Annotated in this window: 22 protein-coding genes and 3 pseudogenes; 9 read left to right on the forward strand and 16 right to left on the reverse strand. The window is 65.4% G+C overall.

Annotation, left to right across the window (positions count from 1 at the left end; translation table 11 throughout):
* Positions 1-17: 17 nt before the first annotated feature.
* The 6 genes from AC1DY7_RS23140 to AC1DY7_RS23165 all read right to left on the reverse strand — a co-directional run bounded on the left by AC1DY7_RS23140 (position 18) and on the right by AC1DY7_RS23165 (position 4,730).
* On the reverse strand, positions 18-1,046 hold the full coding sequence (locus tag AC1DY7_RS23140; protein ID WP_477496055.1) for a 2Fe-2S iron-sulfur cluster-binding protein: 1,029 nt from the start codon (positions 1,044-1,046) through the stop codon (positions 18-20).
* Positions 1,047-1,074: 28 nt separating this feature from the next.
* Positions 1,075-1,533, reverse strand: a complete 459-nt coding sequence (locus AC1DY7_RS23145) for a MarR family winged helix-turn-helix transcriptional regulator (protein ID WP_477496056.1) — start codon at positions 1,531-1,533, stop codon at positions 1,075-1,077.
* Between the two features lie 2 nt (positions 1,534-1,535).
* Complete coding sequence (locus AC1DY7_RS23150; protein WP_477496057.1) at positions 1,536-2,789, reverse strand: metal-dependent hydrolase family protein; 1,254 nt, start codon at positions 2,787-2,789, stop codon at positions 1,536-1,538.
* Complete coding sequence (locus AC1DY7_RS23155) at positions 2,786-3,115, reverse strand: hypothetical protein (RefSeq protein ID WP_477496058.1); 330 nt, start codon at positions 3,113-3,115, stop codon at positions 2,786-2,788. The genes AC1DY7_RS23150 and AC1DY7_RS23155 overlap by 4 nt, the downstream gene beginning before the upstream one ends.
* Complete coding sequence (locus AC1DY7_RS23160; protein ID WP_477496059.1) at positions 3,112-4,371, reverse strand: aromatic ring-hydroxylating oxygenase subunit alpha; 1,260 nt, start codon at positions 4,369-4,371, stop codon at positions 3,112-3,114. Before AC1DY7_RS23160 ends, AC1DY7_RS23155 begins: the two co-directional genes overlap by 4 nt.
* Before the next feature lie 143 nt (positions 4,372-4,514).
* The gene (locus AC1DY7_RS23165; RefSeq protein ID WP_477496060.1) at positions 4,515-4,730 is read right to left on the reverse strand and encodes a hypothetical protein; all 216 of its coding nucleotides are present in this window, start codon (positions 4,728-4,730) and stop codon (positions 4,515-4,517) included.
* A 405-nt stretch (positions 4,731-5,135) separates the two neighbouring features.
* Here AC1DY7_RS23165 and AC1DY7_RS23170 point away from each other — a divergent pair, with 405 nt between their 5' ends.
* Entirely contained in the window at positions 5,136-5,780 is a 645-nt protein-coding gene (locus AC1DY7_RS23170) for a TetR/AcrR family transcriptional regulator (protein WP_477496061.1), read from the forward strand.
* Complete coding sequence (locus tag AC1DY7_RS23175) at positions 5,777-6,280, forward strand: hypothetical protein (RefSeq protein WP_477496062.1); 504 nt, start codon at positions 5,777-5,779, stop codon at positions 6,278-6,280. Before AC1DY7_RS23170 ends, AC1DY7_RS23175 begins: the two co-directional genes overlap by 4 nt.
* Positions 6,281-6,283: 3 nt before the next feature.
* Here AC1DY7_RS23175 and AC1DY7_RS23180 read toward each other — a convergent pair whose 3' ends face one another.
* The 7 genes and pseudogenes from AC1DY7_RS23180 to AC1DY7_RS23210 all read right to left on the reverse strand — a co-directional run bounded on the left by AC1DY7_RS23180 (position 6,284) and on the right by AC1DY7_RS23210 (position 11,418).
* A complete protein-coding gene (locus AC1DY7_RS23180) occupies positions 6,284-7,234 on the reverse strand; it encodes a TIGR03564 family F420-dependent LLM class oxidoreductase (protein WP_477496063.1) in 951 nt (316 codons plus the stop codon).
* Positions 7,235-7,246: 12 nt separating this feature from the next.
* Positions 7,247-7,984, reverse strand: a complete 738-nt coding sequence (locus tag AC1DY7_RS23185; protein ID WP_477496064.1) for a hypothetical protein — start codon at positions 7,982-7,984, stop codon at positions 7,247-7,249.
* Position 7,985: 1 nt separating this feature from the next.
* Complete coding sequence (locus AC1DY7_RS23190) at positions 7,986-8,876, reverse strand: NAD-dependent epimerase/dehydratase family protein (RefSeq protein ID WP_477496065.1); 891 nt, start codon at positions 8,874-8,876, stop codon at positions 7,986-7,988.
* A gap of 40 nt (positions 8,877-8,916) precedes the next feature.
* Positions 8,917-9,252, reverse strand: a pseudogene (locus tag AC1DY7_RS23195) (VWA domain-containing protein); the annotation flags it as partial.
* Complete coding sequence (locus tag AC1DY7_RS23200) at positions 9,134-9,574, reverse strand: hypothetical protein (RefSeq protein WP_477496066.1); 441 nt, start codon at positions 9,572-9,574, stop codon at positions 9,134-9,136. The pseudogene AC1DY7_RS23195 and the gene AC1DY7_RS23200, both read right to left, overlap by 119 nt.
* Before the next feature lie 74 nt (positions 9,575-9,648).
* Positions 9,649-10,232, reverse strand: a pseudogene (locus AC1DY7_RS23205) (CbbQ/NirQ/NorQ domain-containing protein).
* 40 nt (positions 10,233-10,272) lie between these two features.
* The gene (locus AC1DY7_RS23210) at positions 10,273-11,418 is read right to left on the reverse strand and encodes a spirocyclase AveC family protein (RefSeq protein WP_477496067.1); all 1,146 of its coding nucleotides are present in this window, start codon (positions 11,416-11,418) and stop codon (positions 10,273-10,275) included.
* A 112-nt stretch (positions 11,419-11,530) separates the two neighbouring features.
* Here AC1DY7_RS23210 and AC1DY7_RS23215 point away from each other — a divergent pair, with 112 nt between their 5' ends.
* Positions 11,531-12,133, forward strand: a complete 603-nt coding sequence (locus tag AC1DY7_RS23215; RefSeq protein WP_477496068.1) for a TetR/AcrR family transcriptional regulator — start codon at positions 11,531-11,533, stop codon at positions 12,131-12,133.
* 138 nt (positions 12,134-12,271) lie between these two features.
* Here AC1DY7_RS23215 and AC1DY7_RS23220 read toward each other — a convergent pair whose 3' ends face one another.
* A complete protein-coding gene (locus AC1DY7_RS23220; protein WP_477496069.1) occupies positions 12,272-12,967 on the reverse strand; it encodes an SDR family oxidoreductase in 696 nt (231 codons plus the stop codon).
* 87 nt (positions 12,968-13,054) lie between these two features.
* Positions 13,055-13,534, reverse strand: coding sequence for a zinc-binding dehydrogenase (locus AC1DY7_RS23225; RefSeq protein ID WP_477496101.1), 480 nt, complete (start codon positions 13,532-13,534; stop codon positions 13,055-13,057).
* Between AC1DY7_RS23225 and AC1DY7_RS23230 the strand changes: the two are divergent.
* Positions 13,498-13,629: pseudogene (locus tag AC1DY7_RS23230) on the forward strand (alpha/beta fold hydrolase); the annotation flags it as partial. The gene AC1DY7_RS23225 and the pseudogene AC1DY7_RS23230 sit on opposite strands and share 37 nt — an antisense overlap.
* Positions 13,630-13,768: 139 nt before the next feature.
* Here the strand turns inward: AC1DY7_RS23230 and AC1DY7_RS23235 are convergent.
* On the reverse strand, positions 13,769-14,464 hold the full coding sequence (locus AC1DY7_RS23235; RefSeq protein WP_477496070.1) for a GntR family transcriptional regulator: 696 nt from the start codon (positions 14,462-14,464) through the stop codon (positions 13,769-13,771).
* A 135-nt stretch (positions 14,465-14,599) separates the two neighbouring features.
* On the opposite strand from AC1DY7_RS23235, the gene AC1DY7_RS23240 reads away from it, so the two are divergent.
* From AC1DY7_RS23240 to AC1DY7_RS23260, 5 genes are all read left to right on the forward strand, one after another.
* Positions 14,600-15,766, forward strand: a complete 1,167-nt coding sequence (locus AC1DY7_RS23240; RefSeq protein WP_477496071.1) for a mandelate racemase/muconate lactonizing enzyme family protein — start codon at positions 14,600-14,602, stop codon at positions 15,764-15,766.
* Between the two features lie 166 nt (positions 15,767-15,932).
* Positions 15,933-17,333 (forward strand): cation:dicarboxylate symporter family transporter, encoded by a 1,401-nt coding sequence (locus AC1DY7_RS23245; protein ID WP_477496072.1) that lies wholly within the window; start codon positions 15,933-15,935, stop codon positions 17,331-17,333.
* A 26-nt stretch (positions 17,334-17,359) separates the two neighbouring features.
* Positions 17,360-18,307, forward strand: a complete 948-nt coding sequence (locus AC1DY7_RS23250) for a phosphoglycerate dehydrogenase (RefSeq protein ID WP_477496073.1) — start codon at positions 17,360-17,362, stop codon at positions 18,305-18,307.
* Between the two features lie 35 nt (positions 18,308-18,342).
* Positions 18,343-19,422, forward strand: coding sequence for a tartrate dehydrogenase (locus AC1DY7_RS23255; protein WP_477496074.1), 1,080 nt, complete (start codon positions 18,343-18,345; stop codon positions 19,420-19,422).
* Entirely contained in the window at positions 19,419-20,267 is an 849-nt protein-coding gene (locus tag AC1DY7_RS23260; RefSeq protein ID WP_477496075.1) for a DUF5718 family protein, read from the forward strand. The genes AC1DY7_RS23255 and AC1DY7_RS23260 overlap by 4 nt, the downstream gene beginning before the upstream one ends.
* The last annotated feature ends 3 nt before the right edge of the window (positions 20,268-20,270 follow it).

Here is a 20,270-nt window from a genome sequence, read left to right on the forward strand (position 1 = left end):
CCCATTCCCCTCGACTCTCACTCGTACACCACCCGCACGGTGCGGCTGGTCGGTAATGCCTGGCAGGTCACGACCCAGCCGTCGGCGACCTCGTCATCGTCGAGGGCGTCGTTGTTGAGCATGCGGGCGCTGCCCTCGGTGACCTGTGCCATGCAGGTTCCGCAGGAGCCGGTTTCACATGATGCCGGCGCTTTGAGCCCGGCCAAGCGGGCGGTCTGTAACAACGTGTTGCCGGCCTTGTAGCGGGCGGTGACCTTCTGGCGCCCCAGTTCGATCACGATTTCTTCGGTGACCGGTGCGGTGTCGTCCACCGGCACGGCGGCGACGCTGAACCGTTCCAGGTGGATCCGGTCACGCGGTAGACCGCGAGTGAGCAGCGTCGACTCCACCGCATCCATGAAAGGTGCGGGCCCGCAGATGTAGTACTCGGCCTCGCCGACACCGTCGAGGAAGCCGGCGATCAGGTCGGGGGAGACCAGGCCGTGCCGCTCGTCGTGATGGTGGTGCAGGGTCAGGCGATCACGATGTGCGCCAGACACATCGGTGAGTGCGGCGTCGAAGATCACCGAGTCCGCGTTGCGGTTGGCGTAGAACAGCCGGGCCCGCCGGCCGGTGGTGGCCAACGCGTGCCGGATCAGGGAGTAGACCGGGGTGATACCGCTGCCGCCGGCGAACGCGACCAGTTCGCGGTCGGTGTCGGTCAGGACGAACCGCCCCTCGGGCGGCGCGGCGTGGATGTGATCACCCGGGGCGACCGTGTCGTTGAGCCAGTTGGAGACCAGGCCGTCGCGGTCGCGCTTGATGGTGATGCGCAGGTCGTTCTCCGCCGTCGGTGCCGACGACATGGAGTAGCACCGGCGATGTGGTTCGCCGTTGACGTGCACCTGAAGGGTCAGGAATTGCCCTGCGCGGTAACGGAAGCGCTCGGCGTCGGGGGTGGGTACGTCGAGCACCAGCGACACTGCGTCGGCAGTTTCGCGCACTACGTCCTTGACGAGCAGCGGCGAGAAGCCCTCGTCGATCGGGGGGGAAGGTGCGGGATCCATCGAGACCAACATATCAAGTACTTGTCATTCAATTCAACCCGTCGATGTGGTCGACGGCCATGGTGTGCCCGGTGCCCTGCTCGACGACGCGGGCCAGCAGGGTGCGCAGCTGGGTCTGTTCGGCGGGGGAGAGGACACCGAAGACCTTGTCGTGCGCGGAGATTGCGTCACCGATCACGGCGGTGGCCAACGTGCGGCCGCGCTCGGTGAGGAAGGTCTGCAGGATGCGCCCGTGCTGCGGACTCTGTTTGCGTTCGACCAGCCCGCGCTTCTCCAGTTCGGCCACCGCCAACTGGACGCCCTGCGGCGTGATGAGCAGCCGGCGTGCGAGTTCGGCGTTCGACAGCCCGGGCTCGCTGGCCAACTGGCGCAGCACACCGACATGTGACGTGCTGACGCCGTGCGTCTTGACCGCGTCGTTCACCGTGGTGAGGGAGAAATAGAAGGCCTGCTTGAGTAGCCACAGCACGTTGTCGGTCAGTTCCATGGTCAGCCGCCCGCGTATTTGTGAATCTGCCCGTCCTTCATCACGAAGCGGACGTCGAGCAGCGTCGCGATGTCCGTGCTCGGATCACCGGGAACCGCAATGACGTCGGCCAGGTAGCCCGGGGCCAGCTTGCCCAGGTTGTCCACCTCGTCGATCAGATCCGCACTGACCACGGTGGCTGCCCGGACCGCCTGCATCGGTGTCATTCCGCGTCCGACGAGCGCGATCAGTTCCTTGGCGTTCTGACCGTGCGGGACGGCGGGCGCGTCGGTGCCGCACGCGATCTTCACACCCGCCGCGATGGCCTTGGGCAGCATGGCTTTTGCCTTCGGGAAGACCTCGAGTGCCTTCTTGCGCAGCTCCGGGGCAATCCGGTCGATGGCCATGGCGTCGGTCAGGTAGGTGGTGGAGACCAGGAATGTGCCGTGGTCGACCATCATCTGGATCGTCTCGTCACTGGCCAGGAATCCGTGCTCGATACAGTCGATTCCGGCACGGATACATGCCTGGATGGCGGTGTCGCCGACGGCGTGGGCGGCCACTCGCACACCCGCGCGGTGGGCCTCGTCGGCGATGGCGGCGAACTCGGCATCGGAGTACTGCTGAGCTCCCGGCGCCGTGCTGTGTGACATCACCCCGCCCGAGGCCGACACCTTGATCAGCTTGGCTCCGTGCCGAACCTGGTAGCGGACGCAGGCGATCACGTCGGGCACGCCGTTGGCGATACCCTCGGCCACCGACAGCGGCATGATGCCCGGTGCCAACCGCTGGAACACCGTGGGATCCAGGTGCCCGCCGTATGGGGTCACCGCGTGACCGGCGGGGTAGATGCGTGGTCCGGCGTGCCAGCCCTGGTCGATGGCGCGCTGCAGGGCGACGTCGAGAAGGTAGCCGCCGGTCTTCACCATCAACCCCAGGTTGCGCACCGTGGTGAATCCGGCGTCCAGGGTGGTGCGCGCGTTGACCGCGCCCCGCAGGGTCCGGTAGGCGGGGTCGTCCTGAACCCCGTGCATGGGTGACGGCAACCCCTCGGGGCCCCCCGGACCGCCGATGAGCAGGTTCAGCTCCATGTCCATCAGGCCCGGCAACAGCGTCACGTCGCCCAGATCGATCACTGTCGCTGAATCTGACACGGGGGCTTGTGAATCCACCGAAACGATGCGGTTGCCCTCGATGATGATGACGGCGGGGGTGCGGACGGTGCCGGTGTCGACGTCGACCCAGCGCGCGGCCCGCAGGACGGTCGTCTCGGTCATGTCCGCGGCTCCGAGACGCAGTCCAGTGAGGTGGCGCCGGAGTCGGGAACACGGGGCTGTTTCCAGCATTCCACCGGAAAGGACACCGTGATCATCGAGTACAGCAGGTACATCAGTTGCTGGACGTCGTCGGGCAACTCGCCGAGGGTGAACTTGTCGCAGTAGGAGATCGCGTCCTCGGCGCGCGCGGTGATCGCGTCGTAGAAGGCTTGCATCTGCTGCATGTCTGAGGCCAAGCGCTTGGCATAGCGGTCCGCCTCGCGCGGCAGGCACCAGTCGGTGAACGGCTCCAGTTCGGCGAATTCGCTTGGTAGCACGGTGCTCATATGGTCTGTTCCTGGTAGTCGGCGATCCACGAGGCGGTCTCCTTGTGCAGGTGGCGCAACAGGATTTCCTGGTCGCACAACAGGAATTCCTGGACCACCCGGGATTCGATCGAGGTCTGGGTGGCCTCCAGCGTGTTGGCGTCCTGAAGGCCGTATTCCTTGAACGACTGCGCCGCCAGTTCCTGGGCCAGGCGTTCCCGCGGGGTGCGGGGTTCCGGGAAGTACAGGGTGCACTCGAAGGTGTGCGTGTTGAACGACGTCGGCCAGTAGTGGTAGGTCAGGTACCAGCCCTGGCCCCAGAACAGGATGACGAAGTTCGGGAACAGCTGGAATGAATCCAGCCCCCAGGGATCGCATTTCGCAGGGTTGATGCCGGCAGGCATCGGGCCGATATCGGGTGAGTCCCACGGGCCGAACAGGCCGCTCTGGCAGATGTCCTCAATGGGCTTGCGCATGTCATCAGCCATCTCCCAGGCCCGCACGCCCGAGGTGCTGACCAGCCGGTGTGGTCCGTCCAGTCGGTAGTGCGGTGCCTCGAATCCGGCTTGGGCGGCAGCCTTGGAATAAGCGGTGGGGGACTGGTTCGCGTGCAACACGGGAGCGTGATAGAACTCCTGGAAAGCGTCCATGTACAGCTTCCAGTTCGCCTTGACGTCCGACCGGTAGGTGAATCTCGAGGTCAGTTGGTCGAACGGGTAGCCCGCCAGGCTGGTGATCATCGGGCCGAGGAAGTCGCGCAGTGACTGTTCGGGAGTGTCGGCGAAGTTGACGAAGATGAAACCCTCCCAGACCTCGCAGTGCACCGAGACCAGCCCGTAGTCGCTCTTGTCGAGATCGAAGAACTCCTCCTCCTGCTGGACGAAGGTCAGATTCCCGTTGAGGTCGTAGCGCCAGGCGTGGTACTTGCAGGTGAACTGTCGGCACACCCCGCTGGTGTCCTCCAGCGGCATGTCGTTCCACACCAACTTGTTGCCGCGGTGCCTGCAGACGTTGTGGAATGCGTTGATCTCACCGGAGGTGTTGCGGCACACGATGATCGATGTGCCTGCTGCCTTCATCTCCTTGGTGAAGTAGCTGCCCTTCTTGGGGAGCTGCTCGATCCGGCCGACGTTCAGCCAGGCCCGCTTGAAGATGGCCTTGCGCTCGAGCTCGTAGATCTCCGGGCTGATGGAGTCCTCGTAGGACACGGGCCCGGTCCCGAGCTCGGGGTAGTGCTCTGTCCAGCTGCCTTCGGCAGGTTTGGGGAACCGCGCCATGTCCAACTCCTCGTCAATCCTCGGCGCCGCGGGCAGCACGGCGCCGGTGGGGTGGGAAGTGCGCTTTCGAAATTAGTCGGCCGAGGGCTCAATGACAAGTAGTTGATACTTGCGGATCGAGCCGTGTTGCGCACTACCTACGGTCAGCGGTTCTGCAGGTTGGCGATGCGGGCCGGGCCGTGGTTGTTGTGCCAGCCGGGCTTCGCGGTGGGGGCCGGGTGGGCCTTGACCTCGGGGCTGTAGGAGTAGCCGGGGCCGACGGGTGCTTGGGTGGCCGCGGCGGCGGTGCCGGCCAGGCCGAGTGCTCCGGCGCCGATGATGCCGGCGGTGACGACGCTGAGTCCGAGTGTCTTGATCATCTCTGTAATCCTTTGTGTGAGTGGCTTTCTCCGTTGAGATAAGAATGCCCAGATTCACGTGTGGGATCTGTCGGGTGACCGGTGGATGCACCGGGTGAAGTCGTTGTCCCCCGATCAGGGGAAGCGGAGGAAGCCGCGCGAGTGTGCACGCAGAGTGCGATGGGGCGCGAAACGACGATCTGAGTGCACGCTGGGCGCCCCGGCTCGTTGACTCGTCGGTGGTGGCGCAGAAGTGCGAGTAACTACCGCCCTGGCGGACGAGTCAACGCGCGGGGTTCCCGGCAAACCCGGCCACCACCACGCATGACACCTGTCAAGAAATTTGTAACCTGAGACCCTTGTCACAGCGCCCCAACCAACCTACTGTGTGTTCAGTTGGTTGGTTGGTGAGCACGAGGGAGACCGGTGGCAGCGTTATCCGAGACGGCACCAGGGCCGGCCCAGGGGACGCGGCCCTATGAGTCGCTTCTGGCCAAGGGAGAGGACCGCAAGCAGCGCATTCTCGCTGCCGCGGAGACCCTGCTGGCTCGCAACGGCTGGCGCAACACCTCGCTGGCACAGATCGCCAAGGAGGCCGGGGTCAGCGCTGCAGGCCTGCTGCACCACTTCGCGTCCAAGGAAGCGCTGCTGCACGCCGTGCTCGACGCCCGCGACTTCGACGACGACACCCACGCCGACCGCGCGGGCGACCTGCTGGCCCAGATCAGCCGCGTCGCCGAGCGCTTCGACCGCGCGCCCTCGCTGGTGGGCACGTTCACCGTCCTGCTGGTGGAGAACATCCAACCCGACGCCCCGTTGCACGACCGCCTCGTAGGGCGTCAGCGGGCCGCCGTGAACATCGTCGCCGACGGCATCCGCCGTGGTCAGCGCGACGGCCGTTATCGCTCAGACCTCGACGCGGCCACCAAGGCCGTGGAGATTCTCGCCTTCGTCAATGGAATGGAGACCGCATGGCTACTCGATCCTTCAATTCCCCAAGCCGAGGTGTTCAAGGGATACGCCCAGTCGCTCGCCCGCGACTTCGCCCCGCAACCGAGGAGTTCGACATGAGGTACCGCCTCGACGTGGTCGCACCCAGCGTGGCCGACGTGGTCCGGTCCGCCGGCGGCTGGCTGGTCGACCGAGTGATGGCCGGGTGGGACGTCACCGTGCTGATCTCCGGCGACGACGACGTGCGCCCCCTGCAGATCCTCGGGGTGGCGACGGGCGACCTGGACACCGCCATGCGCGAATGGGAGGAGCGTCCCCACCCGCAGACCGTTGCCGTGGCCGCCGATCTGTTCGCGGCGGATGCGCGGGTGCGCGAGGGTGTGCTCGGAGCGTTGGCGCAGGGCCTCACCGAGGTGACGCTGTGGGGCGAGAGCTGCCCGCAGGAACTGGCCAGCACCGTGGACACGGTGCTGCATGAGCTCAGCGGGGCCGCCCGGGCGTTCAAGGCCCAGGCGCTGGCGGCCGTCGGCGAGGGTGACCTGGTCGAGCGCGTCGAGGTTTTCCGGTGTGGGGTCATGTCCTGTCCGGCGGTCGCCGCCGATCTGGTGCCAGCCAGCTAGACATCACATCGTGCCGAGCGTGCCCAGGAACCTCACGGTGCGCTCGCGGCATGCGCGGCGGGACTCGGCATCGTCGCCCAGGGGCACCACCCTGGCGGCCAGGTCGGTGACACCCGCGTCGCGGTAGCGCTGCAGCGCCCGTAGGACCGTCGCCTCGTCTCCCGCGGCCATCGTGTCGCCGACGTCCTCGGCGTCACCGTGTTCGAGCAGTCGCACGTAGTTCGGCGACAGGTGCGCATGACCGAGCACCTCGCTCGCATGGGCTCGCGCCGCCGCAACCTCACCGGGCAGACACAAAGCCACCGGGATCCCCGCGACCACGCGAGGCCTATTGCGACCCGCTGACTCTGCCGCGGCGTTCAGGCGCGGCGCGATGTGCTCACCGATCGCCCGTTCGTCGGCCATCCAGAGGATGGTGCCATCGGCGCGTTCACCGGCGATGCGCAGCATCACCGGACCGAGGGCCGCGAGCAACACGGGCACCGTCGCATCGCTGACATCCACCGGGCTGTGCACCCGGTAGGTGTCGTTGTCGACATCCACCTGGCCGGGCCCGGTAACACCTGCGAGCAGCACGTCGAGGTAGTCGCGCACCTGCGCGACGGGGCGGTCATAGGACAAACCCAACTGGCCCTTGATGATCCAGTCATGGGATGGACCGAGGCCGAGGGTGAACCGGCCTCCGCACGCGGCCTGTGTGGTCAATGCCTGCTGGGCGAGGATCAACGGGTGCCGCGTCTGGATCGGGAGGACTGCGGTACCCAGTTCGATGGTGCCGGTATGGGCGCCGAGCAGCGCCATGGCGGTCATGGCGTCCAGGTAGCCGGGCACCTGCGGGAACCAGAACGAGCTGAAGCCGCCGGCTTCGGCGGCGGCACCGTCGGCCAGCAGGCCGGTCAACCGATCGCCTCGCGCCCGCTCTCTGTCGGAACCGACCATCAAACCGATGCGCATGGAACTCCTTCGTCAGGGCAGATATCGGTGCCAATCATGCGGAACCACCGGATGAAAAGGGGCAGCCAGCAACGGCTTCGTCGTGCGGAAGCGCTCGGTGAGCAGTGGCGCGAGCCGGAGCACGGTGGGCGCCGGCTCGTCATCGAGAAAGCAATAGGTCAGATGCTGGCCGGGGGTGGCGCTCGCGAGCTTGGGCCCGGCATCCAGTGCGGTGGTCGACCATGTGCCGACCACCCCGGGTGCCTCCAATAGGTCTGCCGTGGAACGAGGTTCACGTTCGACGAGCAGCAGGACGCCGCGAACCGGCCACCAGGGCAACACGTCGGCGCCCACCTTGACGCGTGGCGCCGCTGCCTTGTGCTGCACGTCGTACACCCCGCGCTCGGCGGGCGGCAAGAGTGCCAGCTTGCGGCCGGCGTCGCCCAGCGCCCAGGAGAGTGTCAGGAAGCCGTCGAGGCCGGCCGGGTCCGAGAAGAAATAGGTCATGACGTGGTCGACGGGGTCGAAGCGCTCGTCGGCCGCCAGGCGTGCGGCGCGGCATTCGGGGGTCGACACCAGTCGCAGTGACGCCCGGACCGCGGACAGTCGGTGTTGTTCGGGTCGGTGATCGAGGGTATGCCAGCGCAGGTATTGGGCGTCCAGGCCGTCGGGGTGCCGTAGTGCCATCGATACGAACAAGGTGGTGACATCACCGCTGCCGGTGGCCAGCACATCGGGGACCGCATCGGACGGGGTACCGGGCAATTCCATGTCAGAACTCCGGGTGGCGGGCGGCGACCATCCGGCGGAAACCTTCACGCCACGGTACCCGGGTGGTGCCGAGCACCTCGTGCATGTGGGTCACGTCGGGCCACAGCGGAGTGTGCGCATCGGCGGTGTATTCGAATGTCGGTGTGACGCCGACCAGTTCGCCCATGAACATGCAGTACTCCTCGACGCTGACGGTCTCGCTGCCTGCCCAGTTCACCACTTCCGGTGGTGTCTTGGCGATCTCCATCGCCCGGATGCCGAAGTCGACGTAGTCGTCCTCATAGATCGGGTGGTAGTTGTTCGGCGCGTCCGGGTGCAGCCGAATCGGCTTGCCCGCCAACATCGCATCGAGCCGGTCGGCGGGTGCGCCGCCCTCCGGGCCGTAGGTGGAGCAGATCCTGATGATCGTCAGGGGGATGTCGTACTGCCGGGATATCCAGGTGCAGACCGCTTCGGCGGCCACCTTGGAGAAGCTGTAGTTGGCTCGCAGCGGTACTCCGGGCGGATCGGATTCGGTCAGCGGTTGCCTGCCCCGATAGCCGTAGATGGACCCCGTGGAGCACAGCACGAAACCCTTGGCTGAGCAGCAGTGGTGGAGCAGTTGTCCGGAGTTCTGGGCGTTGGTCTCCAGGCAGCGTTCCCAGCCACCCGATCCGGGGTCGACGGCGGCGTGGAACACATAGCTGAAATCGGCTGGCAGACCGGAGAAGTCGCCGGTGGCCATGTCCAGTGGCACCGGGGTGATGCCTGCGTCGGTGAGGCGGCCGTGGTCTGCGGGTGTGCGCAGTCGGGCAGCGCCCCAAACCTCGTTGTCGGGCGCCAGGGCGCGTGCGATGGGGAATCCGATCTTGCCCGTTGCCCCGGTGATCAACACCTTCTCGCCATGGATCACCCACTAGTCATAACGCATCCGCGCTCGAATGTTAAGTACTTCATATATCGGTCGCCGCGTGCAGGGCCGAGAGGAACAACTCGTCCATCCGGGGACTCAGTTCGGTGAGGGTCGGGGCGCAGGCGTGGGATGCGGGACCGAAGACGCGTGCCAGGGCGCCGGCATCTGCTTCGGCGCCGACGGCGAGGCACAGGGAGCCGACGCCGGCCGCCCGCAACTCCTCGAGTGCCTTGACGACATCAGCCTCGGCGTAGTAGTCACCCTCGTAGCCGTGGTCGTATGCGTAACCGTCGGACAGTACGACCAGCAGTCGGTGCGGCGTGCCGGCCCGAGTCTTGAGTATCTCGCCCGCCCCGCGGATACCCGCGCCGAGCCGTGCGGCTCTTCGCGATGGCGAGAGAGTGCGTGCTGCTGGATGATTCGAGGTCGACGCCCCCGTGCAGAGCCGCGGCGACCGGTAACCGGGCGGCGGCTTCGGCCAGTGCGCGATACCCTTCCACCGCCAGATAGCGACGGGCCAGCGGCGGTCGGGTCCGCAGAGATTTCACGATCTCGCGGTCCAGGCTGCCGGCGGCCAGGAGCGCACCCTGCAGCACCACCTCGCGCCGCTGCTGCTCGGCCGGCAGATCGGCCGCCACGAAGATGACCCGCCCATCGGTGTGCGAGAGCCGGCCGGCCGGCCGGCGCCGCGGCGACATCGACGGTCCGCCCGGCGATGTGACTGGCGAGGAGCCCGAACCGCCGCGGGCCGTCCGTCTCCGGTGCGCTCATGTCAGCCCGGCAGCACCGCGTCGGCCAGTTCGCCGAGGGCGCGCACGATATCCGGATCGTCCGAGAGGGCTTGCACCACCGCGGATCGGACCGCTGTATGCGGCGGTAGTCCTTCCGCCACAAGGATTCCCGCGAGGATCAGCAGGCGGGTCGACGCCGCCTCACGCAGCGGTGAGCCTTGTAGGCCCCGGATCGCACTGCCGAGTCTGACCAGAGCACCCGCGGTCTGCGCGTCGATACCGGCCTCGTGCGCCACGATTTCGGTTTCCACGTCGTTGGGCGGGAAGCCGAGCTCGATGGCGACGAACCGTTGGGCGCCCTCCCGCACGGCCCGGGTGAGGGGGCCGTCCACCCATACCGTTTCGCCACCTCGGAGCAGGAACCGGCCGATCAAGTCGGCCGATGTCATGTCCTCGTGGCCGGCGACGGTGATCAGCTCGCGCTTCAGCTCATGGGCCATCGCCTCCACGAACCGGGTCTTGTCGCAGCCGGTCGGTCCCTTCAGCAGTACCGGAACGCGCGGCGTGCCGCGGCGCGGAAGATCGCCGCTTCCTCTCCCAACGAACGGTAAAACGGTGCGGCCATGCGGTTTTGAGAGATGTCAGGATGGCTGTCGGTCAGCACTTCAGTTGCCCGGCTCGAACGGCACCGTTCGCGGCACCTGGGCACCCTCCGGCAGGACCAGCTGCCCGTCGGTGTTGATGAACCCGGAGTGTTTGGTGGGTATCGGCAGGATGGGATCGGGGCACGGCGTGTCGGTGCCGTCACCACAGATGCCGCCGTTGAAGTACGACCGTTTGAGGTGATCGGCCGGCCACGGGTCGGAATGCAGGCCGATCCACTGGGCGGGCACGTTGTAGAAGAAGAAGAAGCACGCGCTCACTGCGGCGAAGATGGCAAGGAACCGGGTCAACTGCTGCTTGGCGAAACCGCCACCGATCTGGTCGAGACCCCGTTCGACCACTGTCCGGCCGCGATCGTCGGTGAAGAAGCGCAGACAGCACAGGGCCGTCATCACGCCGCCCCACATCAGGCCCTCGTAGATGGGCCACTGGTGGTACGTGCCGGCGAACACCGAAACCGACCGGATAGCACCGGGATACGTATAGAGACCGAACGGGAGCATGATCAGCCCCTCCATCACGAAGTCCGCGAGGATGGCGATGGCATAGGTGACCAGGATCAATCGCAGATTGCTGATGCCCGGCCGGCGCGTCTTGATCTTGCGCATGATCCAGCAACCGCCGATGGTCAGCATCAGCACCATCCCGTAGCCGGTCGCGTTGATCAGCAACGGCTCGGCGACTTGGCGCCCGGGCGATTCCGGTGACACCCAGCCCGGGATGTGCGACGACCAGGAACCGCGGTTGAACAACCAGGTGTTGTAGGTGCACCAGGTGTTGACGTAGTTCAGCAACGGGTCCTGGAAGAAGAACAGGCTGCAGGACGCCAGCAGCAAGCCGTCGAGCGTGATCCGTCGTTCCCGGACCCAGGGCCGGATGAGGAACCACCAGACGGCGACGGGAAGGCCGATGCACATCAGCACCGCATTGGTGGTGAGCATGACCTTCATGTACATCGGGGGATCGCTGGGTCCCGCCGGCACCCGCACGAAATACGGACCGGTGATCCACCTGGTCCAGACGTAGATCTGCAGTATCAGCAGCAATCCACCGACAATGGCCCAGATCTGGACCGGTTTGATCTTCTTCTCCAGCTCGGTGCCCACCAGGGCATCGGAATCTCGGGATTTCCTCGAGAGGTCACTCATCGGCGTTGTGCCCTTCTACTGCGCCGCGTGTTCAGCGGCCGACTCGCTGCGAATATACCCATCAGTATCTGATTGGAGAAGAAGTTTCTGATATTCGTGGCAGAATCGCTGCATGGCTGAGCGATGGACGCGGGAGAGGCGCCTTGAGCACACCCGTTCACTGCTGCTCGACGCTGCTGAGAAGGTGTTCGCCGAGAAGGGCTTCACGTCCGCCACTCTCGACGACATCGCGTACGCGGCGGGCTACACCAAAGGGGCGATCTACAAGCATTTCGCCGCCAAGGAGGATCTCTTCCTGGCGGTCAGTGATCGGTACTGGCGGCGCTACTTCGAGAATTTCGCCGAGATCCTGGGCCGGTCAACCGAAGTCGGCGCCCGCGAACGCGATGGTATAGCTGAGCGGTGGCGCCAGCTCAGCGCCGACCGCGGGGCCGAACATGCCGCGCTGGGTCACGAGTTCACGTTGTATCTACTTCGCAACCCGGAGGCGCGCGAACGGGTGGCGGTGAAGCGTGCCGAGGTGGTCGCATCGTTGACGACGTTCATCGGCGAGGGCCTGGACCGGCTGGGCGCCACCCTGCTGATCGCGCCGGAGACCTTCGCGCGCACCCTCATCGCGACCAGCGATGCCGTGGTCCTGGGCAGTGCACTCGACGACGTCGACCTGTACAAGCCGATCGTCGAGATGTACATGTCGGCGATCAAACTGGACTGACCGCTGTGCCGGTCGCCGAGGTGTCGCTACTTCCCGCATACCGGAAGATCAGCGGATCAAGCGGTGAATCGACAAGTCGGGCAGAGTCTGCGGATGAGCGCATGGCTTTCGTCTCCGCTCGTGGACCAAGGGTTTCCGTCAGCTCAGCGTTCGCTCCTGTATCGGCTTGTTGAGCTCACTGCGCACCTGACGGCTGAGGTCGTCGGCGAGTACTTCGCTTGCCCCGCTCTCTATTCCGTCGAGGACCTGGCGCACGATGTCAGCGGGATCGGCTTTGGGGCTGTCGGCGAAGGACGCCATGTCGGTGTCGACGAGACCGAAGTAGACCCCGACCACCTGAACGCCGCGCGAGGCGAGCTCGAGGCGCATGGAGTCTGTCGCGTTCCACAGGGCAGCTTTAGACACCCCGTAGGTGGCGCCCACAGGTAGCCATGCCAGCACGGAGGCAACATTGACGATCGCCCCGTTGTTGTCGGCGATGCGGTCGGCAAAGGCAGATGACAAGGCCAACGGGCCGAAGAGATTTGTTTCCAGCTGTTCCCGCAGTTTCGAGCTGTCGGGGTCGAGCACCGAGTTCATCCGGGCGATACCGGCGTTGTTGATGAAGATGCTGACGTCTGGGGCTGTTTGCGCGACGGCGGCAACCGATGCGGCGTCGGTGACGTCCAGCGCCAGAGTGATCACGCGCGGGTCGTCGATCTCGATCTGTTGCGGTTGGCGGGCGGCAGCGTAGACCTTGGCTGCCCCGCGTTCCAGGAGCTGACTGATGTATTCGCGGCCCATGCCGCGGTTGGCTCCGGTGCCGAGGACATTCTGATTCGCCAGTGAGGTCATGTGGTTCTCCTGATCGGTGTTCGTGACGGTGGGTGGGTTGGGAAGGGGTGGTCAGGCGACGGTGATGACGACCTTGCCGGCTTTGGCTCAACCGCCCTCTACATAGGCCAACGCCTGCAGGGTCTCATCGAAGCTGAAGGTGGAGTCGATGACCGGGCGCAGGTGGCCGGCGTCATAGAGGGCGGCTAGTTCGCGCAACTGCGCTTCGCTGGCGTGCATGAAAAAGAACGAGTAGCGCACGCCGAGTTTCTTGGCGGCCTTGCGGACCTTGCGGCTCAGCAGTGCGAGGACGAATTCGAACGGTTTGGGTGCGCCGATTTGCTTGGCGAATCCGGCGTCGGGTGGGCCGGTGACACCAATCGCCAGGCCTCCGGGTCTGAGCACGGTGAAGGACTTCATGAGGTTCTCACCGCCCACCGAATCCACCACGAGGTCATAGCCGGACAGGATCTGGGAGAAGTCCTGAGCGGAGTAGTCGATGATTTCGTCGGCTCCGAGTTCACGGACGAGGTCGGCGCTGGCGGCGCCGGGTCCTCTCCGAAGTCCTACATCGTCGTATCCCGGGATCGCAACTGATCATCTATCCCAACTCCGGCCACGGCGGCATCTTCCAATACCACCGCGAATTCGCCTCAGCAGCAATCGCATTCCTTGACACGTGATGAACGGCGCCTACACCCACTGACGGACCTGCGGAGCGCAGCGTCTGGAGCACAGGTGGAACACCCCCGCCGCCGCGACAGCCGGACGCGTCGCGGGACACGCACCAGAGGGACGTGCGTGGTCGGCATACGTTCAGCCCTAGGCGATTCCGGGAGCCTGGAACTGTCCTTCCAACGCCTCGATTGCGGAGGCGGTAAGACTGTTCTGGATATGCAGTCGCGCCAGCGCCTGGGCTGCAGCGGCATCGCGGTCGACGACGAGGTCGAGCATCTGGTGGTGCTGATTGAAGTCGGTCATCCGGGGCTCGTCTCCGGCCGGCAGCATCAGGCCCAGGCGGCGGTAGCGGTCCGATTTGGCCCACAGGTCATCAAGGGTCTTGATCATCACGTCGTTGTGCGCGGCGACATACAGCGTGCGGTGGAATGCGCTGTGCGCGCATAACCCGTCTTCGCCCCATTCCCGGGTGACCGGGACCAGATCGGCCAGTGCCGTTCGCATGACCGTGATGTCGTCGTCGGTGTGGCGCTCGGCGGCCAGCGCGACAGCCGCGGGCTCTAGCGCCAGCCGTACTTCGAACAACTGGCGGGCCTCGTCGGCGCCGATGGATGACACGCGGGCATCTCGGTGATTGTCGAGTTCGATGAGGCCTTCGCCGCTGAGCCGGCGGATCGCCTCCCGTAGTGGGGTGATGCTCATCCGCAACTGCTCGGCCAGCTCGTACTGGGAAAGTCGCGACCCCGCAGGCAAGCCGCCACTGAGTATCAGCCGCCGCAGCTCGGCGTACGCAACGTCGCTTTTGCTGGAGAAGACGTTAGTGACCTGCGGTGATGTCATGTGCGCCCCATCTCATTGAGCTCCGTCGTGTGACCCGGACGTCACCTTGCCTCTTGTGCTCAGGGTCACAGAGAGTCTAACATCGCCACTCATCAGTTACATCTCATATCTTATAAGATACAAGGAAGGTCGACCATGAAGATCCTGTCCGTGCATGAGGGCGTCGTCCCGATCAGTTCGTCGATCCGCAACGCGTGGATCGACTTCAGTTCGATGGACTGCTCGATCGTGGCGATCGTCAGCGACGTGATGCGTGACGGCGAGCCGGTCATCGGTTACGGCTTCAACTCCAACGGCCGCTACAGCGCAGGGGAGATCCTGCGGCGGCGAGCCATCCCGCGCCTGCTCGACGCCGATCCGGAGAGCCTGCTCGACCAGGCCGGCAACCTCGACCCGACACTGGCGTGGCCGATCATGATGAACAACGAGAAACCCGGAGGCCACGGCGAACGCTCCGTCGCGATCGGTGTCCTCGACATGGCGCTGTTCGACCTCGCCGCCAAGATCGCCGGTCAGCCGCTGTACCGCTACCTGTCCGACCGCCACGGCGATGGCAAACCCGACGACTCGGTTTTCGTCTATGCCGCCGGCGGCTACTACGCGCCCGGAAAGACGCTCACGGATCTGCAGGACGAGATGCGCCGATTCCTCGACATGGGCTACTCGGTGGTCAAGATGAAGATCGGTGGCACCGATCTCGCCGACGATCTCAAGCGCATCGAGGCGGTTCTGGAGGTCCTGGACGGTGACGGTTCCCGTCTGGCCGTCGACGTCAACGGCCGCTTCGATCTGCAGACCGCCCTGGATTACGGACGGGCCATCGAGCCCTACGGTCTGTTCTGGTACGAGGAGGTCGGCGACCCGCTCGACTACCGGCTCAACGCCATCCTCTCGGAGAACTACCGCGGCCCGATCGCCACCGGCGAGAACCTGTTCTCCGTCCAGGACGCCCGCAACCTGATCCGCTACGGCGGCATGCGCCCGGACCGCGACTACATCCAGGTCGACCCGGCGCTGAGCTACGGCCTCACCGAATATCTCCGCGTGCAGGACATGCTGAAGGAGCACGGCTGGTCTTCCCGCCGCTGCATTCCGCATGGTGGGCACCAGTTCTCGCTTCACATCGCCGCGGCCCTCAAGCTCGGTGGCAATGAGTCCTACCCTGGCGAGTTCCAGCCGACCGGCGGGTTCGCGGACGACGCTGTGGTGTCCGACAGCCAGGTCGGGCTCACCGAGATCCCCGGCATCGGCTTCGAAGCCAAGAGCGCCTTCTACAAGGTTCTGCGCGAGCTGCACCACTGACCGCTGTTCCGGTGCCACCCGGTGTTTCCAATGCCCGGCGGCGCGCACGACATCGCCGGCCGGCGGGGGCCTCCCCGTCGGGCCGCTCGCCCAAGACCGGCCGCGTCCAGAACTACGCCTCCCGGCCGGCAAGACCCAACGCTGCACCGGACCAAAGGAGTTCCCCGTGTCCACCACCACCGCTGACGCGACCGCCCCAGCCCTGTCCGGCCGATCCAGATTCGGCAACCTGACACGTCAACTGTGGTTCCAGGTCATCGTCGGCGCTGTCCTCGGCATCGCCGTCGGAATCCTGGCACCCGACCTGGGTAAGGCCGTCAGCCCGCTCAACGACTGGTTCATCGGACTGGTCAAAATGATCGTCGTCCCCGTCGTATTCTGCGTCGTCACCCTCGGCATCGCCTCGATGGACAGCCTGCGCAAAGCAGGTCGCATCGGCGTCAAGGCGCTTGGTTACTTCCTCGTCCTCTCGTTGGGGTCGATGCTCATCGGGCTGGTCGTCGCCAACATCTTCAAGCCCGGCCAGGGCATGAACATAGACCCCGCCACCCTCGACGCCAGCACAATCCCCGGCGTCGACTCAGGGGAGAAGGTCGGCGCCGTCGAGTTCGTCACCAACGTCATCCCGGACTCACTGTTCGGCGCCATCACCGGCCACGCGATCCTCTCGGCACTGCTGGTCTCGCTGCTGATCGGCTGCGCCCTCAACGTCACCAAGGCCCGCAGTGCCGCGATCACAGCGCTGATCGAGTCGCTGTCGCACGTGGTGTTCAAGATCGTCAGCTGGGTGATGCGGCTGGCCCCGATCGGCACCTTCGGCGCCCTGGCCTCGGTGGTTGCCAAGTACGGCGCCTCCAGCTTGCAGAATCTCGGCTTCTTGATTCTGCTGTTCACCGGAACCTGTGTCATCTACGTCGTGGTCATCTTGGGCCTGATCTCCCGGGCGTGCGGACTCAACGTCTTCACCCTGATGCGCTACTTCAAGACCGAACTGCTCATCGCGCTGTCCACCTGCTCGAGTGAAGCGGTGCTGCCGCAACTGGTACGCAAGCTCGAACACCTCGGCGTGGAACGCTCCGTCGTAGGCCTGGTCATCCCGGCCGGGTTTTCCTTCAACCTCGACGGCTCCGCGGTCTACCTGACCATGGCCTCGCTGTTCCTGGCCCAGGCCGTCGGCATCGACCTGTCCTGGCAGCAGCAATTGGTGATGGTGGGAGTGATGATGCTGACCAGCAAGGGCACCGCCGGTATCGCCGGAGGAGCGTTCATCGTGCTGGCTTCCACCATCACCGCCGTCGGGCACGTCCCACTGGCCGCACTGGCGCTGATCGTCGGCATCGACCGCCTGCTCAACGAGGGCCGTGTGTTCATCAACGTCCTGGGTAACGCGCTGGGCGCCATTGTAATCGGCAAGTGGGAGAAGGGATTCGACGCCGATCGTGCCCATGAGGTCCTCGCCGGCAACGTTCCGTTCTCCGTCGAAGACGACGGTGACGTCGACGCGCCCGCTGTGGTCACAGAACACGCCGGCGCTTCGCCGCGGGCCGTCGCGCAGGCGTCCTCCTGACCACCGCTACTCAGAGAGGAATCGCATTGTCCCGCGTTCTGGTGACCACCGACTACCTCCGTCGCGGTGACGAGGTGGACGAGCTGTTGCGCGGCCACGGCCACCAGGTGTCCTACCGACCCGCTGTCGGCGCGCGAAGCCTCGAGGAAGCACGAACAATGCTCGACGGCGTGGATGCCGCGATCGTGGCAAGCGAGCCGATCACCGCCGAGATGCTCCACACCGCAACCAAACTGAAGGTGATCGCACGTAGCGGCGTCGGGTATGACTCCATTGACGTCGCCGCCGCGGCGGCGCGTGGCATCCGGGTATGCAACACCCCCGGTGTGAATCACGACGCCGTCGCCGAGCTCACCATCGCCTTGATGCTGATGGCCGCGCGACGGCTTCGCTCCGTGATCGACGGAGTCACCGCAGGGGAGTGGCCACGCCAAGCCGGACACGAACTGCGTGGCGCCACGCTCAGCGTAATCGGGTACGGGCCCAGCGGTCGCGCCGTCGCACGACTGGGTACCGCATTCGGCATGACTGTACTGGTCAGCACCGCCCACCCCGAAGATGGCGCTGTCGGTGTTCAGTTCGTCGATTTGGACACCGCGGTCGCCGCCGCGGATTACCTGAGCTTGCACGCACGAGCCGGCATGCGGAACGGACAGCTCCTCGGCCGCGGCATGCTGGGGACGATGAAGCCGACAGCCATTCTGATCAATACGGCCCGGGGGTCGTTGGTGGACGAAGACGCCCTCGCCGATGCCCTGGACACCGGTCGAATCGCCGGGGCCGCGCTCGACGTCGTCGACGTCGAGCCGCTCCCCGCCGGGAGTAGGTTGCGCCACCGTGAGAACGTCGTCATCACCTCCCACCTCGCCGGGCAGACGGTCGAGGCGCGGGCTCGTGCCGGCCTGGCCGCCGCCCACGCCGTCATCGAGGTCCTCGCCGGACGCGAGCCGGCTCACCCGGTCGACTCGGCCTGAACGTCCACCCCGCCCGACTGAAGGGAACCATCGTCATGTCCAACATCCACCGCATCGCCGTCATCCCCGGTGACGGCATCGGCACCGAGGTGGTGCCCGAAGGTCTGCGAGTGCTCGACGCGGCCGCCGCGGCATTCGACCTGAAACTCGACTTCGAGCACTTCGAACACTCCAGCGCCGACTACTATCTCAAGCACGGGAAGATGCTGCCCGACAATTGGTTCGATGAACTCAAGGGTTTCGACGCGATCTTCTTCGGTGCCGTCGGATGGCCCGATGTCGTGCCCGACCACATCTCACTCTGGGGAAGTCTGCTGCAGTTTCGACGCGCCTTCGACCAGTACGTCAACCTGCGGCCGGTCCGGTTGATGCCGGGGGTGCCCAGCCCGCTGGCAGGCCGCAAGCCCGGCGACGTCGACTTCTATGTGGTGCGGGAGAACACCGAAGGTGAATACTCCAGCGTCGGGGGAAAGATTTTCGAAGGTACCGACCGCGAGATCGTCATGCAGGAAACCATCATGACTCGCACCGGGGTCGACAGGATCCTCAAGTTCGCCTTTGACCTCGCCGCGACCCGCCCCAAGAAGCACCTGACATCAGCGACCAAGAGCAACGGCATCTCCATCTCCATGCCGTACTGGGATGAGCGCGTGCAGGCAATGGCCGCCAACTTTCCGGACATCGACGTGGACAAGTACCACATCGACATACTCACGGCGAACTTTGTGATGCACCCGGACTGGTTCGACGTCGTCGTGGCCTCGAATCTGTTCGGCGACATCCTTTCCGACCTCGGGCCAGCTTGCACCGGAACCATCGGCATCGCTCCGAGTGCCAACATCAACCCGGAGCGTAGATTTCCCAGCCTGTTCGAACCTGTGCACGGATCCGCTCCCGACATCGCAGGTAAAGGGATCGCCAACCCGGTCGGCCAGATCTGGTGCGCCTCCATGATGCTGGAACACCTCGGCGAACCCGCCGCTGCCGCAGCAGTGCTTGCTGCGGTCGAGACCGTCCTGGCCCGTGGCGGCGACACCCTGACCCCGGACATGGGCGGCACGGCCACCACCGAAACCCTCGGCACGGCGGTYGCCGACGCAGTGGCGGCGTCATGAGCTACGCCACCAACGACCACCGGACGGCGCCCACGATCACACTTGACAACGACGAGCTAAGGACATGGTTCGGGTTCGGTGTCGCTGGCAATTTCGCCGGTCACCTGGACCAGGCCGGGGAAGCCGCCGACTTCGTGAACGTCGCCTCCCATGGCGCCGCGCCCAAGGGCATCTTCCCCTGGTATGCACCGGGCAACGACACCTTCCTCGGTGAATTCCCGCTGTCGCATGACACCATCTGTCTTCCTCGTCCCGGCACCGTAGACGGCCCGCTCAACCTACAGATCGAACCAGAGGTCGCTCTCGCGTGCCGGGTGTCGTGGCAGGGCGACACCGTGCTGAGTTTGCAGCCATTCGCGCTCGGTGCTTTCAATGACTGCTCGATCCGGCGACCCAACGCGCCGAAGATCAGCCACAAGAAGAACTGGGGGGCAGCGTCTAAAGGTGTTGCCGCACAGTTCTTCGACATCTCGGACCTGGCCCCTGACGGCCCCACAGCCACCCTTCGGCTGTCATGTTCTCTGCTCACCGCAGACGGCCAAGAACACGCCTATGGCATCGATAGCCCTCTGCTGGGTTACTCGTACTACGGAAAGGTGCTACTCGACTGGATCGTCGAACGGCTCGCCAACCAGAAGGGAGCCCCGGACACCCCGCTCGAGGATGTCGGCGCACTGATGACGGCCAGCGGTCACCCCGAGAACGTGCTGATCGGGATCGGCGCGACGAAGTACACGCCGCTAGGCGAAACCACCTTCCTGCAGCCCGGCGACCAGTCGATCGTCCGGGTGTACGACATCGACTCTGAGGTATTTTCCGAGCTGCGACAGAAGGTTCCGACATGACGA

Source organism: Mycobacterium sp. P2_H7 (assembly GCF_056403275.1).

What these genes read in the sequence shown, in the direction of transcription:
- AC1DY7_RS23260 (WP_477496075.1), top strand. Translation starts at nt 19,419, where the DNA reads ATGAGCTACGCCACCAACGACCACCGGACGGCGCCCACGATCACACTT.
- AC1DY7_RS23140 (WP_477496055.1), bottom strand. Translation starts at nt 1,046, where the DNA reads ATGGATCCCGCACCTTCCCCCCCGATCGACGAGGGCTTCTCGCCGCTG.
- AC1DY7_RS23200 (WP_477496066.1), bottom strand. Translation starts at nt 9,574, where the DNA reads ATGTCGCCGCGGCGCCGGCCGGCCGGCCGGCTCTCGCACACCGATGGG.
- AC1DY7_RS23175 (WP_477496062.1), top strand. Translation starts at nt 5,777, where the DNA reads ATGAGGTACCGCCTCGACGTGGTCGCACCCAGCGTGGCCGACGTGGTC.
- AC1DY7_RS23160 (WP_477496059.1), bottom strand. Translation starts at nt 4,371, where the DNA reads ATGGCGCGGTTCCCCAAACCTGCCGAAGGCAGCTGGACAGAGCACTAC.
- AC1DY7_RS23150 (WP_477496057.1), bottom strand. Translation starts at nt 2,789, where the DNA reads ATGACCGAGACGACCGTCCTGCGGGCCGCGCGCTGGGTCGACGTCGAC.
- AC1DY7_RS23220 (WP_477496069.1), bottom strand. Translation starts at nt 12,967, where the DNA reads ATGACCTCACTGGCGAATCAGAATGTCCTCGGCACCGGAGCCAACCGC.
- AC1DY7_RS23215 (WP_477496068.1), top strand. Translation starts at nt 11,531, where the DNA reads ATGGCTGAGCGATGGACGCGGGAGAGGCGCCTTGAGCACACCCGTTCA.
- AC1DY7_RS23180 (WP_477496063.1), bottom strand. Translation starts at nt 7,234, where the DNA reads ATGCGCATCGGTTTGATGGTCGGTTCCGACAGAGAGCGGGCGCGAGGC.
- AC1DY7_RS23240 (WP_477496071.1), top strand. Translation starts at nt 14,600, where the DNA reads ATGAAGATCCTGTCCGTGCATGAGGGCGTCGTCCCGATCAGTTCGTCG.
- AC1DY7_RS23235 (WP_477496070.1), bottom strand. Translation starts at nt 14,464, where the DNA reads ATGACATCACCGCAGGTCACTAACGTCTTCTCCAGCAAAAGCGACGTT.
- AC1DY7_RS23145 (WP_477496056.1), bottom strand. Translation starts at nt 1,533, where the DNA reads ATGGAACTGACCGACAACGTGCTGTGGCTACTCAAGCAGGCCTTCTAT.
- AC1DY7_RS23210 (WP_477496067.1), bottom strand. Translation starts at nt 11,418, where the DNA reads ATGAGTGACCTCTCGAGGAAATCCCGAGATTCCGATGCCCTGGTGGGC.
- AC1DY7_RS23165 (WP_477496060.1), bottom strand. Translation starts at nt 4,730, where the DNA reads ATGATCAAGACACTCGGACTCAGCGTCGTCACCGCCGGCATCATCGGC.
- AC1DY7_RS23155 (WP_477496058.1), bottom strand. Translation starts at nt 3,115, where the DNA reads ATGAGCACCGTGCTACCAAGCGAATTCGCCGAACTGGAGCCGTTCACC.
- AC1DY7_RS23185 (WP_477496064.1), bottom strand. Translation starts at nt 7,984, where the DNA reads ATGGAATTGCCCGGTACCCCGTCCGATGCGGTCCCCGATGTGCTGGCC.